13 protein-coding genes are annotated in these 15,181 nt (G+C 73.6%); 6 read left to right on the forward strand and 7 right to left on the reverse strand.

All coding sequences use genetic code 11. The annotated features are described in order from the left end of the window. The first annotated feature begins 44 nt into the window (after positions 1-44). The 3 genes from ACQ393_RS11880 (at position 45) to ACQ393_RS11890 (ending at position 3,146) form a co-directional block, all read left to right on the forward strand. Complete coding sequence (locus ACQ393_RS11880) at positions 45-1,196, forward strand: ATP-binding protein (protein WP_430647045.1); 1,152 nt, start codon at positions 45-47, stop codon at positions 1,194-1,196. A 128-nt stretch (positions 1,197-1,324) separates the two neighbouring features. After that, on the forward strand, positions 1,325-1,882 hold the full coding sequence (locus ACQ393_RS11885) for a hypothetical protein (RefSeq protein WP_430647046.1): 558 nt from the start codon (positions 1,325-1,327) through the stop codon (positions 1,880-1,882). A 103-nt stretch (positions 1,883-1,985) separates the two neighbouring features. Beyond that, positions 1,986-3,146 carry a glycosyltransferase family 4 protein gene (locus ACQ393_RS11890; RefSeq protein ID WP_430647047.1) on the forward strand — a complete coding sequence of 387 codons (1,161 nt, stop codon included), beginning with the start codon at positions 1,986-1,988 and terminating at the stop codon, positions 3,144-3,146. Positions 3,147-3,325: 179 nt separating this feature from the next. On the opposite strand, the gene ACQ393_RS11895 is transcribed toward ACQ393_RS11890, so the two are convergent. From ACQ393_RS11895 to ACQ393_RS11915, 5 genes are read right to left on the reverse strand one after another with little or no spacing between them, the layout of a single operon-like run. Then, positions 3,326-4,459, reverse strand: a complete 1,134-nt coding sequence (locus ACQ393_RS11895) for a glycosyltransferase (RefSeq protein ID WP_430647048.1) — start codon at positions 4,457-4,459, stop codon at positions 3,326-3,328. Further along, positions 4,456-5,499, reverse strand: coding sequence for a glycosyltransferase family 4 protein (locus ACQ393_RS11900; RefSeq protein ID WP_430647049.1), 1,044 nt, complete (start codon positions 5,497-5,499; stop codon positions 4,456-4,458). Before ACQ393_RS11900 ends, ACQ393_RS11895 begins: the two co-directional genes overlap by 4 nt. Continuing rightward, positions 5,496-6,635 (reverse strand): glycosyltransferase family 4 protein, encoded by a 1,140-nt coding sequence (locus ACQ393_RS11905; protein WP_430647050.1) that lies wholly within the window; start codon positions 6,633-6,635, stop codon positions 5,496-5,498. Before ACQ393_RS11905 ends, ACQ393_RS11900 begins: the two co-directional genes overlap by 4 nt. Continuing rightward, positions 6,632-7,819: a glycosyltransferase family 4 protein gene (locus ACQ393_RS11910; protein WP_430647051.1), complete on the reverse strand. Its 1,188-nt coding sequence runs from the start codon at positions 7,817-7,819 to the stop codon at positions 6,632-6,634. Before ACQ393_RS11910 ends, ACQ393_RS11905 begins: the two co-directional genes overlap by 4 nt. After that, entirely contained in the window at positions 7,816-9,966 is a 2,151-nt protein-coding gene (locus tag ACQ393_RS11915) for a glycosyltransferase (RefSeq protein WP_430647052.1), read from the reverse strand. The genes ACQ393_RS11910 and ACQ393_RS11915 overlap by 4 nt, the downstream gene beginning before the upstream one ends. Before the next feature lie 80 nt (positions 9,967-10,046). Here ACQ393_RS11915 and ACQ393_RS11920 point away from each other — a divergent pair, with 80 nt between their 5' ends. Further along, entirely contained in the window at positions 10,047-10,805 is a 759-nt protein-coding gene (locus ACQ393_RS11920) for a hypothetical protein (RefSeq protein ID WP_430647053.1), read from the forward strand. Beyond that, positions 10,802-11,971, forward strand: a complete 1,170-nt coding sequence (locus tag ACQ393_RS11925) for a glycosyltransferase family 4 protein (protein ID WP_430647054.1) — start codon at positions 10,802-10,804, stop codon at positions 11,969-11,971. Before ACQ393_RS11920 ends, ACQ393_RS11925 begins: the two co-directional genes overlap by 4 nt. Here the strand turns inward: ACQ393_RS11925 and ACQ393_RS11930 are convergent. Next, a complete protein-coding gene (locus ACQ393_RS11930) occupies positions 11,941-12,888 on the reverse strand; it encodes an alpha/beta fold hydrolase (protein ID WP_430647055.1) in 948 nt (315 codons plus the stop codon). The two genes, ACQ393_RS11925 and ACQ393_RS11930, sit on opposite strands and share 31 nt — an antisense overlap. A gap of 69 nt (positions 12,889-12,957) precedes the next feature. Here ACQ393_RS11930 and ACQ393_RS11935 point away from each other — a divergent pair, with 69 nt between their 5' ends. Further along, positions 12,958-13,629, forward strand: coding sequence for a TetR/AcrR family transcriptional regulator (locus ACQ393_RS11935; RefSeq protein WP_430647056.1), 672 nt, complete (start codon positions 12,958-12,960; stop codon positions 13,627-13,629). 96 nt (positions 13,630-13,725) lie between these two features. On the opposite strand, the gene ACQ393_RS11940 is transcribed toward ACQ393_RS11935, so the two are convergent. Then, positions 13,726-15,150, reverse strand: coding sequence for an FAD-dependent oxidoreductase (locus tag ACQ393_RS11940; protein WP_430647057.1), 1,425 nt, complete (start codon positions 15,148-15,150; stop codon positions 13,726-13,728). Positions 15,151-15,181: the final 31 nt, after the last annotated feature.

Below are 15,181 nucleotides of genomic sequence, written 5' to 3' on the forward strand. Positions count from 1 at the left end.
CGCCTGAGGGCCGTGCCGCTCGAACCGCCGGTAGGCTCCCAGACATGTCCACCGCGATCGATGTGCGCGCCCTCTCGAGCCGAGTCCGCATCGAGCTCGACGATTCGCTGAGCGACGCGGAGCAGGCGGCGATCTCGGCGCACTGGGCCGACCTCGCCTGGGACGGCGGCGGCGAACCGGATCGCGTGCTCCGCGCCGGCATCCTGGCCGACGGTGCACCGCTGGACGCCACGCTCACGATCAGCGCGAACTCGCCGCACGCGCTGGCGCAGCGGATCACGTCGCAGGTGACGCTGGAGGCGATCGGGGGACTCCGTGGCGAGGCGCTCATGCTGCACGCGGCCGCGGTGGCGCTCGACGACGGGCGGGTGATCGGATTCATCGGGCCGTCCGGGCGCGGGAAGACCACTGCGGCACAGGAACTCGGCCGTGCCTTCGGCTATGTGACCGATGAGACGCTCGCCGTCAGGGCGGACGGGTCGATCATCCCGTATCCGAAGCCGCTCTCGATCGTGACGGAGTCGGGGGTCAAGGCCACCGAGTCCGCCTCCGGACTCGGCCTCACCGGACTGCCGCAGGCCGAGCTGCAGCTCGCCGCGCTCGTCCTGCTCGACCGGCGCCCAGAGGTCTCGCAGCCCTCGGTCGAGTCGGTGCCGATGATCGAGGCGCTTCCGGAGCTCGTGGCGCAGTCGAGTTTCGTCTCCGCACTCGACCGGCCCCTCGGGACCCTCATCGACACCGTCCGTAGGACGGGCGGTGTGCGCCGCGTCGTGTATTCCGAGGCGGCGTCGATCGCAGGCCTCGTCGACGACCTCCTCGCGACGGTCGAGGAGCCCGCTCCGGTCGTGTTGGACGTCGCCGGGCTGTCGCAGCGCGATTGCGACTGCGCGGGGAAGCCCGTCGATGAGGCTCCCGGTGGCTCGGCGCATGACGTACCCGGCGCCTACTGGCGTGGAGCGTTCGTCGACGCGAAGCTCGTCGATGACGCGCTGGTCGTGCTGGCGTCGGGCCGGCTCACGGTGCTGGCCGGCGTCGGGCCGGCGCTGTGGCTGGCGGCCGACGGGCTCAGCGAAGACGAGTTGAAGGCTGCCGCGAACGCGGATCTCCCGGCACCACCGCCTGGGGTCGACGTCGATGGGATCCTGTCCGAGGCGCTGAGCGGACTCGTCGACGCAGGCATCCTCGCACGAAGCTGAGAAATGATTACGACTGACCCCCGAATGCGGGTGATCTGGGACTCGACGGCGGGTACCCCCTACCCTTAGAGTGTGCTGGGAAACCCGAAAATCCTGATCTTTTCCCACACAGCATAGGAAGGTCTGTCATGAGCGACCTCGAAGAGCAGCGTCCCGGCATCAGTCGGCGCACCGTCGCGAAGGCAGCGGCGTGGTCCGTCCCGGTCGTGGCGCTCGCCGTCTCGACCCCCGCGTACGCGGCATCGCCCGGCATCATCACGCTCGACGGCACCGGCTGCAAGCTGCCCGGTAACTCCGCGTCGACCTACAAGGGGTACGCGTTCTCGGCGACCATCACGAACGACTTCAATGTCCCGATCACCGTGACGATCACGTCCGCCACGCTGGGAGGGGCCGACCTCGGTGGAGTCGCGGTGGTCAACCTCGACACCTGTCAGGGGACGGCGGGCTCGTTCGTCATCGCGCCGAACACCACCTACCCGAACATCGCGATCGTCACGCAGAACGCGCCGAACAGCCAGAACAACACGCTCACCCTCAACTACACGATCTCGGGTGGTCCCGGTGGCTCGGAGGCCGTGAGCGCATCGGTGCCCGCAGTGCCGCCCGCCCAGGGCGAGTCGTGCTCCGGGTTCACGGCGGCCCAGAAGCTCTGCCTGCTCTCGCTGATCATCGGCACTCCCTGATCATCGTCAGCTGAGCCCCGCACGTGGAGCCCGGTGGACCGCATGGTCTGCCGGGCTCCTGCGCGTTCGCGATCCTCGTGATGCAGGTGCTGGAGGAACTGGAGTGATCGACGTCATCCACGCGATCACACCTGGCGACCACTTCTCGCCGCGCACAGGCTCCGCCATTCCCACCGTCGTCGACGGGCTCGCCGGTGCGGCTCGGCGCGACGTGGACCGCGTGAACCACGCCGTCCTGCTCGACCGCTCGACGATGCGACCGTGGTATCGAAGCGCCGAGCCCATCGAGTACGAGCGGGCAGCCTGGCTGACCCGACGCGACCGAGCCATGGACCTGGCGAGGGCACGGTTGGGACTGCGACGCAGCGCTGTCGAGCGCTTCTACGCCCCGCTCGTCGACGCCGTGCGGCAGCGGCCGCCGGCGTTCGTGCTCGCGCACAACGCGCCGGTGCTCCCGTCGATGCTGCGCGACAGTGGTCACCGAGTGGTGTTGTACGCGCACAACGACCTCCTTCGCACGTACTCCCGCTCGGAGGCGGTCCGAGTGCTCGGGAGTGCTGCGGCCATCGTCTGCGTCGGCGATGCGCTCGCCGCGCGGACGCGGGCCGCGCTGCCGCCGTCCCTCGCGGAGCGGATCCATGTCGTGCGGAACGGGGTCGAGACCGAGCGGTTCCATCCCCCGGCGGATGCGCCGCGTCCTGGCGCCCGCCCGCGCCGCCGGTTCTGCGCGATGTTTGTCGGTCGGGTGATCCCGGAGAAGGGGCCCGATGTGCTCGTCCGGGCCGCGGCGCTGCTGCCGCCCGGCGAGGTCGAGGTCGTCATCGTCGGGAGCCGCGGGTTCGCCCGCGATGCACCCCTCTCTCGCTACGAGGAGGAGTTGCGACGTCTCGCCCGTGCGTCGGCCGCCGAGGTCCGGTTCGAACCCTTCGTCGACCGCGACGCGCTGCCGAACCTGCTCCGAGCGGCGGACGCGCTGGTCGTCCCCTCGACCTGGGAGGAACCGAGCGGGCTGACCGCCGGCGAAGGCATGGCCAGCGGTCTCCCCGTCGTCGCGTCACGGATCGGCGGATTGCCGGACGTCGTCGGCGACGCCGGGATCCTCGTCCCGCCGAACGACCCCGACGCGCTCGCGGAAGCGCTCCGCGCGCTGATCGACGACCCCCTCGAACGAGCCCGTCGTGCCGAGGCATCCCGAGCCCGCGCGCTCGCGCGCGACTGGAACTGGGCCTGGGCGAACCTCCGCGGGGTGCTCGAACGCCTCTGACCGGAGCGAGGGGCTGGTCGGTATCGGCCGGCACAGCCCGGCGTACTGCACGCCGATCGCGCCGGGTGATTCGCTCCACGTCATCCCCTCGTTCCGGGCCGGCACGTTCCCGCCGCGCTCGAGCAACGTCCCGTTCCCACAGGGCCGGCCGACCTGCGACCCGCCGTTCCTATCGGTGATCAGACGGTACCGGGTGTCGCGAGGCGCTCCAGCACCTCGCGCATCGCGAGGACGCGTTCGCTCCAGTCACTCGCCGAGCCGTCGGCGCCGTGCGGGAAGGGTCGTGCCTCGGGCATCGCGACAGCGACCGCGGCCGGGAATGCGTCTGGCTCCGCGACCGTGACGCGCGGATCCGTGACATCGCGGAACCCCGCCACCGGCGTCGACACGACCGGCCGACCCGCGGCCTGGTACTCGTAGAGCTTGATCGGGTCGAGGCTGTCGGTGAACGGCGTGACGACGTGCGGCACGAGGAGCACATCGGCGTGCTGCAGGTACCCGACGACGTCGGCGCTCGCGCGAGGCCCGAGCAGCACCGCCCCGGCGGCCTCGAGGCGCGCCGTCGCGGCCTCGTCGAGCAGGTTCGGTCCGACGAGCACGAGCGTGCCGCCCACGTCGGACACGGTACTGGCGGTCGCCTCGCACAGGTCGATGTCGACGCGATCCGGGTGCGCGGTGCCGAGGTACAGTGCAGTGCGGCCGGCGGGCAGGTCGGCGGGGCGCGGCGCGGGCCGCCGGTAGGCGGCCGCGTCCACCCCGTTCGGGATCAGCGTGACCGATCGGGTCGCGCCCTTGCGGCGTTCCAGTTCGGCCGAGCAGACGACGACCTCGCGGGCGACCTCGAGCAGCCGTGCCTCGGTGGCGGCGGCGCGGGCGCGTTCGCTCTCCGAGCGATCGGCGGCGACCCAGTCGTCGGTGATGTCGTAGAGCGTCGGCCATGCGGTGCGTTCGGCGAGCTCGACGGCACCGGGGTCGTTCAACCAGAGCAGCGGATGACGCATGCCGAGCGACGCGGCGGCGCGCTCGACGCCCGCGGCCAGACGCTGATCGGCCCGCGGATCGAGACGACGCGGCAGCCACTTCGTCGGGCGGAACGTCCAGAGCCGACCGGGTGCGGGTTCGCCGACCTCCTCGATGCCGCTTCCGAAGGCGGGGCGGCGCCGCGACGCGATGTCGTGAGTCGGGTCCGCCGCCGGCTCGACGAAGAGCACGCGCAACTCGGGGTCGGTGCGCAGGAGCCCCGCGACGAGATGCTGGTTGCGCCGCCAGACCTCGTCCCAGCGCTCGAGCGAGAGCACGACGAGGTCGCTCACCCGATCGCCTCCCGGTACACGACCTCGGTTCCGTCGGCCTGCGCCCGGAGCGAGAACCGTGACTGCTGGCGCTCGCGCGCGGCGGCGCCGAGGGCGGCACGCCCGGCAGGGTCTGCGGCGAGGGAGCGCAGGCGTTCACCCGCGGCATCCGCATCGCCGGGCGCGAAGCTTGCTCGCTCATCGAGACCCGCGAGCAGCTCGACGTGACCGGCGGCGTCCGCGGCCACGGGCGGCAGCCCCGACGCCATCGCCTCGAGAAGCGTGAGGCCGAGGCCCTCGATGGGACAGGGCGCGAGCAGCATTCCGGCGCGCAGGAGCAACTCCGGCAGGTCGGTGCGGTAGCCGCTGAACCGCACGGATGCCGCGATGCCGAGGTTCTCGACGAGCCGCTCGAGCGGCTCGCGCTCGGGGCCGATTCCGGCGACGTCGAGCGTCCATCCCTCATTCGCCAGGCCGGATGCCGCGAAGGCGCGCACCCCGACGTCGGTCCGCTTCTCGGGCTGGAGTCGCTGCGCGATCAGCACGGTGTGCTCGCGCATGTCGGGGTCGCCGGCCGGTCGCGGGTCGATGCCGGTGTGCACGACCGTGCTGGAGCCGTCGATCGCCTCGGCGACGGCGGCCGAGATCGCGATCTGCGCGTCGATCCGACGACGGACGAGCGCCTCGATCGGAACCGGGCCGACGCGGCCCCGAGGCCGCGCGAAGTGGCAGGTCGCGACGATCGCCGGTCGGCGCGTGCGCCGGCGGCTCGCGATCGCGGCGGCGGCGGCGACATCCGCGGCCGTCATGTGCGTGTTCACGACATCGACGTGGTCGGCCAGGTGCCGCACGGCGCGAACCACCTCGACCGTGCGCGCGGCCGGGATGTGCGCGACGCCCGCCTCGACCAGGCCCGGCCGCATGCGGGACGGATCGCCGCCGATGACGTGCACGGCGTGACCGTCGGCGGCCTGCGTCCCCGCGAGCCTCAGCACGAACTGCTCGACGCCCGAGAAGCCGTCGGAGCGGATGGCGTGCAGGATGCGCAGCGAGGCGGTCACGAGCCGCTCGTCCGTTCACGCTCGATCGAGCGGGCGAGCTCGAGGTAGCGCGCGGCGACCTCTCGCCACGAATGCTGCTCGCCGGTGCTCCGTGCACGCGCGCGCCAACGATCGCGCTCGGCCTCGTCGAGGGCGTCGAGTTCGGACAGCCGCGCGCCGATCGACTCCGACGTCCGCTCGGCGAGGAACCCGTTCTCGCCGTCGGCCACGAGGTCGGGCGCGAAGCCGACGCGCGTCGAGACGACGGGCACACCGCAGGCCAGGGCCTCGAGCACGACGAGCGCGTTGGCCTCGTAGGCGCTCGGCAGCACGAGCACGTCGGAGGCGCGCAGCATCGGCACCGGGTCGGAACGTTCGCCCGCGAACACCACACGGCCTGCGACGCCCCCACGGCGTGCCTGCCCGGCGGCGCGCCGGATCATGTCGGGCGTTCCGCCGACGACGAGGAGCACGACGCCCCGCGCCATCCGCAATGCGTCGATCGCGAGATGCAGGCCCTTGCGCTCGAACTCATGGCCGATGAAGACGGCGACCGTGGTCTCGCCGGCGATGCCGAGCTCCTGTCGTACCGCGGTGCGCTCCGAGCGGTCCCCGGGGCTGAACCGTTCGGTATCGACGCCGTTCGGGATGACCGTGACCGGCGGTCGCACGCGACCGTAGACCTCGGTGAGCAGACCCGCCTCCTCGCCGGTGAGCGCGACGACGGCGCGATGCGTGCGCCCGCGGTAGCGGATGCGGTCGCGCACCGCGGTGAACAGGTGGACGGGATTGCGAACCATCCGCCAGGCGTAGTTGCCGCGGGCGCGCATCGCCGCCTGGAGCAGGCCGTGGTTCACGTAGACGTCGCCGGCCATGACGTCGTTGTGGGTGATCGAGACCGCGTCCGGCCGCTCCGCGAGGAAGCGCTTCGCGCGGCGCGTGCCGACGGTGCTGAACCAGATCACGTTGCCGGCGCGGGCGAGATGCAGGCCGAGTGCCGTGCGGTGCGGCCGGTCGAGCGTGCGGCCGGCATCCGCGGCCGTGAACCCTTCGACCGTCACGCCCGCAGCGCGGAACTCGCGCTCGAGGGCCGCCGCGACGCCTGCGACGCCGCTGCCGGGTTCGATCGAGGGGGCGATCTGGACGATCCGCGTCATCCGCTCGTCCCGTCGCGGGCGGCGCTGTCGGCCCGCGCACCACGACCACCGTCTCGCTCGGCCCGGAGATCCTCGACGAGGGCGAGGTACCGACGGGCGACCTCGCGCCATCCATGTGGCTCGGCCGACGCACGCGCCCCACCCCGGAGCGCGGCGAACGCCTCGTCGTCGAGGGTCGCAAGCTCCTCGATCCGAGCGCCCACCGCCTTCGGATCGCGTTCGACCAGGTAGCCGTTCTCGCCGTCTCGGATGATCTCGGGCGCGAAGCCGACCGGCGTCGCGATCACGGGCAGGCCGCTCGCGAGCGCCTCGAGCACGACGAGCGCATTCGCCTCGTACGCACTCGGGAAGACGAAGAAGTCGCACGCGGCGAAGTGGGTCGGCAGGTCCTTGCGCACCCCCAGGAAGAGCACGCGGTCGCCGACGCCGTGCTCGATCGCCTCGGCGTGCGCCTCGGCGATGATGTCGCTGTTGCCGCCGATCACCATCAGCAGCGCGCTCGGGGCTGAGGCGAGCCCTCGGATCGCGACCGAGAGGCCCTTGCGCGAGAACTCGTGCCCGACGAACACGCCGACGCGCTGGTCATGGCCGAGCCCGAGCTCCGATCTCGCGGCGGCCCGCTCCTCAGCGGTCGGCGGCCGGAAGCGATCGAGGTCGACGCCGTTCGGGATCACCTCGATGCGGGGGCCGATCGGGCCGTACGTCGCCCGCAGGTCGGCGGCCTCGTGCTCGGACAGGCAGACGGCGACCCGGTGCGCATGGCCGCGGTAGCGGACCCGGTCGCGCAGGTAGATGAAGTCGTGCACCGGGTTCCGATAGGTGCCCCAGAACGACCGGCCGCGTGCGCGCATCGAGGCGAGCAGCAGACCGTGGTTGACGTAGATGTCGCCCGCCACCACGTTGTTGTGGCAGATCGAGATCGCGTCGGGCCGCTCGGCCAGGAACTGCTTCGCGCGACGAGTGCCGACCGTGCTGAACCAGATCATCCGCCAGCCGCCGCGGATGCGCGCGAGGATGCTGTTGCGCGAAGACCGCACTGTCGGTCGCCCGCGGCGTGCGGACTGGAACGTGAAGACCTCGACGTCGGCGCCGAGCGCGCGAAGCTCCTGGTCGAGGTGCCAGGCGACGCCCGCCACGCCGGTGCCCGGACCGATGAACGGGACGATCTGCACGATCCGCGTCATGCCGTGGCCTCCGAGGGGGTGTCGATCGGGACGGGCGGCGCCGTCGCGGGGGTCTCAGCCTGCGCGTCGCCATCCGCTCGCCTGAACCTGGCCTCGACCCGCACGGGCCCGAGCCGCATGATCGCCGCCCGCCGCCGTGCGGCCGCACCGCGCTCGCCCGGGAGCACGACCGACCGGGCCATCGCCCCGAGCCACTGCCCGGCCCGCGCCCACTGCCAGCCGGCCGCGCCGAAGTGCTTGCGGAGGAACCGCTCCTGCGAGGCGTGGAAGTGCGCCTCCCGTCGGCGTGGATCGCCGCCGGTGCCCGCGCCGACGTGCACCGCCCGCGCCTCGGGCACGACCGCGTGCCGCCAGCCCAGCCGGTGTGCGCGGTAGGCCCAGTCGGCCTCCTCGGCGTAGAGGAAGTAGCGCTCGTCGAACCAGCCGACCTGCTCGAGCGCCTCGGCGCGGAGCAGCATGACGGAGCCGATCACGTACGTCGGGTCGCGGCGGAGCCGCGCGAGGCCGAGCGCCTCGAGCCAGGAGCCCGACGGCGACGGCAGCCACCACTCGACGCGCGCCTCGTGGCCCTGCTCGTCGACCTGGGCGGGGCCGACGCTCGCGAGGTCGGGGCGCGCGCGCAGCGCGCGGTGCAGCCGTGCGACGTCGCCTTCCGAGATCTCGGCGTCGGGGTTCAGCAGCAGCACGTCGGCGCCGGGCGCGATCCGGTGCGCGAGGCCGTGGTTCACGCCGGCAGCGAAGCCGCCGTTGCGGCCGGGATCGAGGTAGCGCACGCCGAGCTCGTCGCAGAGTGCGCGGATGGCGGGCAGCGAGGAGTTGTCGACGACCGTGACCGGCAGGCCCGCGACCGGAGCGAGGGCGCGACGCAGCAGCTCGGGCGAGCCGTAGGCGACGACGACGACCTCGAGCGGCGGGGTCGGTTCGGGGGCGACGGATGCCTCCCGCACGATCGACCGGTACAGGTCGAGGTAGTCGCGGCCGACCGCGCCCCAGCTGCACTTCTCGGCGCGGGCGAACCCCGCGGCCCGCAGTTCGGCCGCGCGAGCGCCGGATGCCTCGACGAGCGCCTCGGCGAGGGCGACCGCGTCGCCGGTCGGCACGACCAGGCCCGCACCGCCCACCACGTCGGGCAGCGCGCCCGCATCGCTCGACACGACCGGGACCCCGCACGCCATCGCCTCGACGGCGACCCGCCCGAACTGCTCCGTCCACGACGGCGTCGGCAACGACGGCACCGCGAGCACGTCGAACGAGCGGAGCACCTCGGGGATGCCGGCCGGGTCGACCGCCCCGACGAGCTCGACCCGGTCGGCGACGCCGACCGATGCCGCGCGCGCGGGCAGCTCGGACGCGAGCGGCCCGGTGCCGACGACGCGCAGTCGCAAGCGCGGTTCGCGCGCGAGCGCGTCGAGCAGCAGGAGCACGCCCTTCTCGGGCACGAGCCGTCCGATGAAGCCGACCGTGACCGGGGCGGGCGCGGCATCCGTCGTGCCGGTCGTCGCCGGGACATCCGTTGCCCTACCGGTCGTCGCCGCGGCATCCGTCGCCGCGGGATCGGCTGCCGGGACATCCGCCGGGACATCCGCGGGCCCCGCCGGCCCCGCGCCATCCGCGGGCCGAAAGCGCTCGAGATCGACGCCGAGCGGAATCACCCGCGCGCGCCCGGCGAAGCCCTTGTCCTCCGCGATGCGCGCCGCCTCGGCGTTGCAGGCCGAGACTCCCGACGCCGCCCGGAGCGCCGCCCGCTCGATCCAGCCGAACGGGATCGGGTAGCGCTTGCGCAGGTTCTGCGCGGTGTAGAGCACGACGGGCGTGCGCCGCGATCGGGCGCGCAGCGCGCGCAGCAGCAGGATCTCGGCCGTCGCGAGCGCGAACGGCTCCTCGTGCACGTCGATGACGTCGAAGTCTCCGCCGAGCGCGCGCCAGAGCGGGATCGGATCGTAGACGAAGAGGGCCGGATGCCGCCCGAGCGTGCGCACCCCGCGCACGCGCTCGTCGGGTCGGGGCTGCAGCGTCACCTCGGTGCCGCCGGCGTGCCACCGCCGCGCGCAGCACAGCTCGACGTCGACGCCGAGCGCGGCGAGCGCGCGCTCGCGACCGCGCCACTCGTCGACGACGGCGCTGTGCGAGACCCTGAGTACGCGCACCGCACCCCCTCTAGAATCCTTTGCAGAAACCTTATCCGGGGCCCCGCTCCCGGGTCGTGGCGAGCCGGGGGTGATCGCGCATGGAATCCGACGAGTTCCGCGTGCTCGCGGTCTGCACCGGCAACCTCAACCGCTCCGCGCTCGCCGCGGCGCTCCTGCGGCGCTGGGCCGACTGGTACCTGCCGGCGGATGTCGCGGCGCGCGTCGTCGTCACGAGCGCGGGCCTCGCGGCGCCGGTCGGCCAGCCGATGCGCAGCCGCACCCGGGTCATCGCCGAGCGGCTGGGGGCGGAGGGGCGCACGCATCGCGCGACCCAGGTCGACGAGGCGACGATCCGTGCGGCGGACCTCGTGCTCGGCGCGGATGTCGCGCACCGCGACGGCGTGCTCGGCATGGTGCCGTCGATGCTGCGCTCGGCCTACACGATCCGCGAGGCGGGCGGCATCGCCGCGGCGCTCGGACCCGCCGCGCCGCCCGCGTCGATCGACGAGCTCCGCGCCCGCGCCGCCGCGTTCGCCGAGCGGCGCGCGCTCGGACTCGACGCCGACGGCGACATCACCGACCCGCAGGGGCGCGGCGACGACGCCTACCGCGCGATGGCGCGCGAGGAGGTGCCGCCGTTGGCGAGCCTCGCCGCGACGCTGTTCGGGATGCCGCGGGCGGAGGTCGTCGCGGTCGTCGACGCCGCACGCGCGCCGGACGCCTTCTCGTTCGATGGGGTCGGCCGATCCGGGTCGGGCGGGTCTGCCTCGGGGCGGGCGGGGTCCGGCGACGCCGGAACCTCCGCCTCGTCGCCCGAGCGGCCGCGCCGCCGCTGGTTCGGACGGCGCGACTCGTGAGCACGATCGGCGGACGCCGCCTGCGCGTGCTCCACCTCGACCACACGGATGCCGCCGGCGGAGCCGAGCTCGCGCTCGTCCGGATGCTGCAGGCCCGGCCCGACTGGGCCGCGGTGCTGCAGACGCCGCCGCTCGATCCCGGTCCGGGCGTGTGGGACGCGGTGCCGCCCCGCGTGCCGCGCCGCACGGCGGGCATCCGCCAACCGGCGGGTGCGAGCTCGGGCGGCGCGCTCGCCGCGGCCGGCTTCGGCGCGCGACTCGCGGTGCAGGCGCTCGCCGTCCGCACGTCGGCGGCGTTCCGGTCCGCCGACCTGGTCGACGCGAACACCGCGCGGTCGGCGGCCTACGGGGCGCTGGCCGCGCGGCTCACCCGCGGGCCGTTCGTCGTGCACCTGCGCGATCTCGTCGAGCCGGAGGCACTCGGTGCCGCCGGGCACGCGCTCATGACGCGCATCGTGCTGCCCCGCGCGGACGGTGTCATCGCGAACTCGCGGGCGACGCTCGAGACTGCGCGGCTGTTCCTCCGTTCCGACGCCGTCGCCGAGGTCGTCCCGAGCGCGTCGGGGCTCACGGTCGGCGCTGCGCTCCTCGTGCGATCCGATGCGCCGCTCCGAGCCGTCGGCATGGTGGCCCGGATCGATCCGTGGAAGGGTCAGGCCGAGTTGCTCGAGGCGTTCGCCCGGGCGTTCGCCGGCCGCGACATCCGCCTGCAGCTCGCCGGCGGCGCGCCGTTCGGGCACGAGCCGTACCTCGCCGCGCTGCGACGTCGGGCCGACGAGCTCGGCGTCGGGGGTCAGGTCGACCTGCTCGGTCACGTCGACGACGTGCCGCGCCTGCTCGACGGATGGGACGTGGCCGTGCAGTACTCGACCCGCGCCGAACCGCTCGGCCAGAACGTGCTGCAGTACCTCGCCGCCGGTCGCGTGGTCGTGGCCGCGGACGAGGGCGGGCCGACGGAGTGGGTGACGGACGGCGTGAACGGGCTCCGCGTGCCTCCGCGCGACGTCGATGCGCTCGCCGGAGCGCTGCGACGGCTGGACCAGGATGCGACGCTCCGCGCACGCCTCTCCGGCGCGGCCGCCGCGACCCCCGGCCTGCTCGACGACCTCGCGGTGGCGCGCGCCCACCTCGAGGTCTACGAGCGCGTACTCGCCGCCCGCCGCTGAGACGCCGACGCCGACTCGGCGATGCCGAGCCGATCGACGCCGTCCAGCCCGCCGGTGACGAACGCGGTGACGGCATCGAGCGTCGCGTCCGCTCCCAGCACCCGGTTGTGGCCGGCGCCGTGCGTGAGGACGAGCCGTGATCGCGCGCCGTGCGCGTCGTGCAGGCGGATTCCCTCGCTCGCGGGCACCTCCCGGTCGCCGCGGTCGTGGACGACGAGCAGCGGCACGTGCCCGGGCAACGGACGGGCGGCGCCGTCGAAGCGCGACCAGGGGTCGGCGACGTCGGGCAGGATGCCGCGCGCGAAGCGCGCGGCGAGCACGTCGGCGGTGCCGGAGCGCAGGCCGATCCTGCCGGCGAAGGCGTCGACGAGGTAGCGCGCCCGCGACGGACCGGCGATCGCGACGAGGCTGCCGGCGGCGACGCCGTCGCTGATCGCCGCGCGTGCCGCCATCGCCCCGAAAGAATGCCCGATGATCGTGTGGAAGCGACCCTCGCGCGACTGCATCGCCTCGATCGCAGCGAGCCAGTCGCGGATGTCGGTACGCCGCCCGGCCGATTCCCCGTTGCCGGGCGCCTCGAATGCGACGAGCCGGGCGCCCTCGGCGCGAAGCTCGCGCACGATCGGCCCGAACTGCGACGCGCGGCCGCGCCAGCCGTGGGCCAGCAGGATCGTGTCGGGCCCGCTCCCCCACTCGTACGTCGCCAGCTCGCGCCCGCGCACGCGGATGGTCGAGCGCCGCGCGGTCTCGTGCACGGCGCGGTCGGCGGGCCGCACGGGGAGGCGCCCGCCCAGGCGCATGAAGAGCGGCAGCGCCAGCGCAGCGGATGCCTCGGGGGAGACGGATTCGGCGGCCCTGATGCCGGCGACCCGGCCGGTGAGCGCAACGGCGGCAGCTGCCTTGGTGATGGTCGACACGATGCTCCGATCAATGAATACGAACGGTCGTGCGTAGAGTATACGAACGTTCGTGCGTAAAATCGAGGGGTGAGTGTGGATTCCTCGATCGGAGTGGTCGACGGTCGACGCGTCCGCGGGGATGCGTCCCGTCGTCAGGTGCTCGCCGCCGCCGTCGACCTCGCGTCGGTCGAGGGGCTCGACCAGCTCTCGATCGGTCGCATCGCCGATGCCGCATCGGTGTCGAAGAGCGGCGTCGCCACGCTGTTCGGCAGCAAGGAGCGCCTGCAGCTCGCGACCGTCGAGTCCGCGCGCCAGCGCTTCGTCGAGACCGTGATCGCTCCGGCTCGGGAGCGGCCGCGCGGGCTCGGCCGCATCCTCGCGCTCGCCGATCGATGGATCGCCTACTCGCGCGATCGGGTCTTCCCGGGCGGCTGCTTCTTCGCCGAGGCGTCCGCGGACTTCGACGCCAAGCCAGGTCCCGTGCGCGATGCCATCGACCGAGCGCTCGCCGACTGGAGCGGCTACGTGGCGGCCTCCCTCGCCCACGCCCGCTCCCTCGGGGAACTGCCCGAACTCGACGACCCCGAGCAGCTCGCGTTCGAGTTCACCGCCCTCCTCGACCTCGCGAACCGCGACTCGGTCATGCGCGGCACGAACGCCTCCTACGCCCGCGCCCGCCGCGGCATCGCCGCCCGCCTCCGCGCCGCAGGCGCCGACCCCGCAGCGATCGACGCCTTCACCTCCGTCGCCGACGCCTGAGCGGCTTCGCCCAGGCCCGTCCCGACGGGTGTTGCGGGTACGGCGAGCACCGCACCCGCAACGACCGTCGAGACGGGCCGGGTCGTCGTTCGGGCGTCAGCCGGCGATGAGCGCTTCGGCGCGCGACAGCGCGACCTGCTCGTCGCGGGGCACGACCTTCACGCGCTCGCGCGCGACCGGTCCCTCGAACGACTCGCCGAGCGCGCGCTCGTGTGCGTCGAGGGCGAGCCAGCCGTTCCAGGTCGTGAAGCGGATGCCGCGGGCCTCGAGCAGCTCGAGCACCTCGTCCCCGCCGGCCGCGTCGACCGTCGGCGCGATGCCGGGTGCGGCGAGCACGCCGGCCTGCGCGTCGGCCACGAGGTTCGTGATCGTCTCGAGCGCGTCGCCCTTGGTGTGGCCGATGAGGCCGACGGGGCCGCGCTTGATCCAGCCCGTCGCGTAGACGCCCGCGACGGGGGCGCCGGAGGCATCCGTCACCCGGCCGCCGACGTTCGGGATCACGCGGGCCGACCCGTCGAACGGGACGCCCTCGATCGGCGAGCTCGCGTAGCCGACGGCGCGGTACACGGCCTGCACGGGCACGTCGACGAACTCGCCGGTGCCCGCGACGGAGCCGTCGCCGACCGGGCGGGTGCGCTCGAAGCGCACGCCCTCGACGGCGTCGGTGCCGAGCACCTCGACGGGCGTGTGGAAGAAGTGCAGGTGCAGGCGGCGCGACGCGGTGGGCTGCCAGTCGGCGGGCTTGCGCCATCCGTTCAGCGTGCGCGTCATGACCTTGACCTGGTTGTTCGTCGCGAGCAGGTGCGCGGCGTGCTCGTCGCCCTCGGCGCGGTCGAAGTCGTCGTCGTACACGACGATGTCGACGTCGGGCACCTCGCCGAGCTCGCGCAGCTCGATCGGCGTGAACTTCACCTGCGACGGGCCGCGGCGTCCGAAGACGTGCACGTCGGTGACGGGCGATGCGAGCAGGCCCGCGTGCACGTTCGCCGGGATGTCGGTCGAGAGCAGGTCGGCGGGGTGCTTCGCGAGCACGCGGGCGACATCCAGCGCCACGTTGCCGTTGCCGATGACCGCGATCGACTCGGCCTCGAGCGGCCAGTCGCGCGCGACATCCGGGTGGCCGTCGTACCAGGCGACGAGGTCGGCGGCACCGTACGAGCCGGGCAGGTCGATGCCGGGGATGTCGAGCGGGGCGTCCTTGAGCGCACCCGTCGCGAAGATCACGGCGTCGTACCGCTCGCGCAGCTCGTCGACCGTGACATCCCGACCTACCTCGACGTTGCCGATCAGGCGGATCGTGCCCTCGTCGAGCGTCTCGTGCAGCGAGTTCACGATGCCCTTGATGCGCGGGTGGTCGGGCGCGACGCCGTAGCGGATCAGGCCGTACGGCGCGGGCAGCGACTCGAACAGGTCGATCGCGACCTCGCCGCCGGCCTCGTCGACCTGGCGGCGCAGGATGTTGCCCGCGTAGATGCCGGCGGGGCCGGCGCCGACGATCGCGACACGGAGGTTGAGGGTCATGAGGGCATGGCCTTTCGGTGGGGAGCTGGGG

The sequence above is a fragment of the Agromyces sp. GXS1127 genome, from assembly GCF_050565425.1.
Lineage (GTDB): Bacteria > Actinomycetota > Actinomycetes > Actinomycetales > Microbacteriaceae > Agromyces.

Excerpts from the sequence above, each read along its gene's own strand:
- ACQ393_RS11880 (WP_430647045.1), top strand. The coding sequence starts at position 45 with ATGTCCACCGCGATCGATGTGCGCGCCCTCTCGAGCCGAGTCCGCATC.
- ACQ393_RS11885 (WP_430647046.1), top strand. The coding sequence starts at position 1,325 with ATGAGCGACCTCGAAGAGCAGCGTCCCGGCATCAGTCGGCGCACCGTC.
- ACQ393_RS11905 (WP_430647050.1), bottom strand. The coding sequence starts at position 6,635 with ATGACGCGGATCGTCCAGATCGCCCCCTCGATCGAACCCGGCAGCGGC.
- ACQ393_RS11910 (WP_430647051.1), bottom strand. The coding sequence starts at position 7,819 with ATGACGCGGATCGTGCAGATCGTCCCGTTCATCGGTCCGGGCACCGGC.
- ACQ393_RS11920 (WP_430647053.1), top strand. The coding sequence starts at position 10,047 with ATGGAATCCGACGAGTTCCGCGTGCTCGCGGTCTGCACCGGCAACCTC.
- ACQ393_RS11940 (WP_430647057.1), bottom strand. The coding sequence starts at position 15,150 with ATGACCCTCAACCTCCGTGTCGCGATCGTCGGCGCCGGCCCCGCCGGC.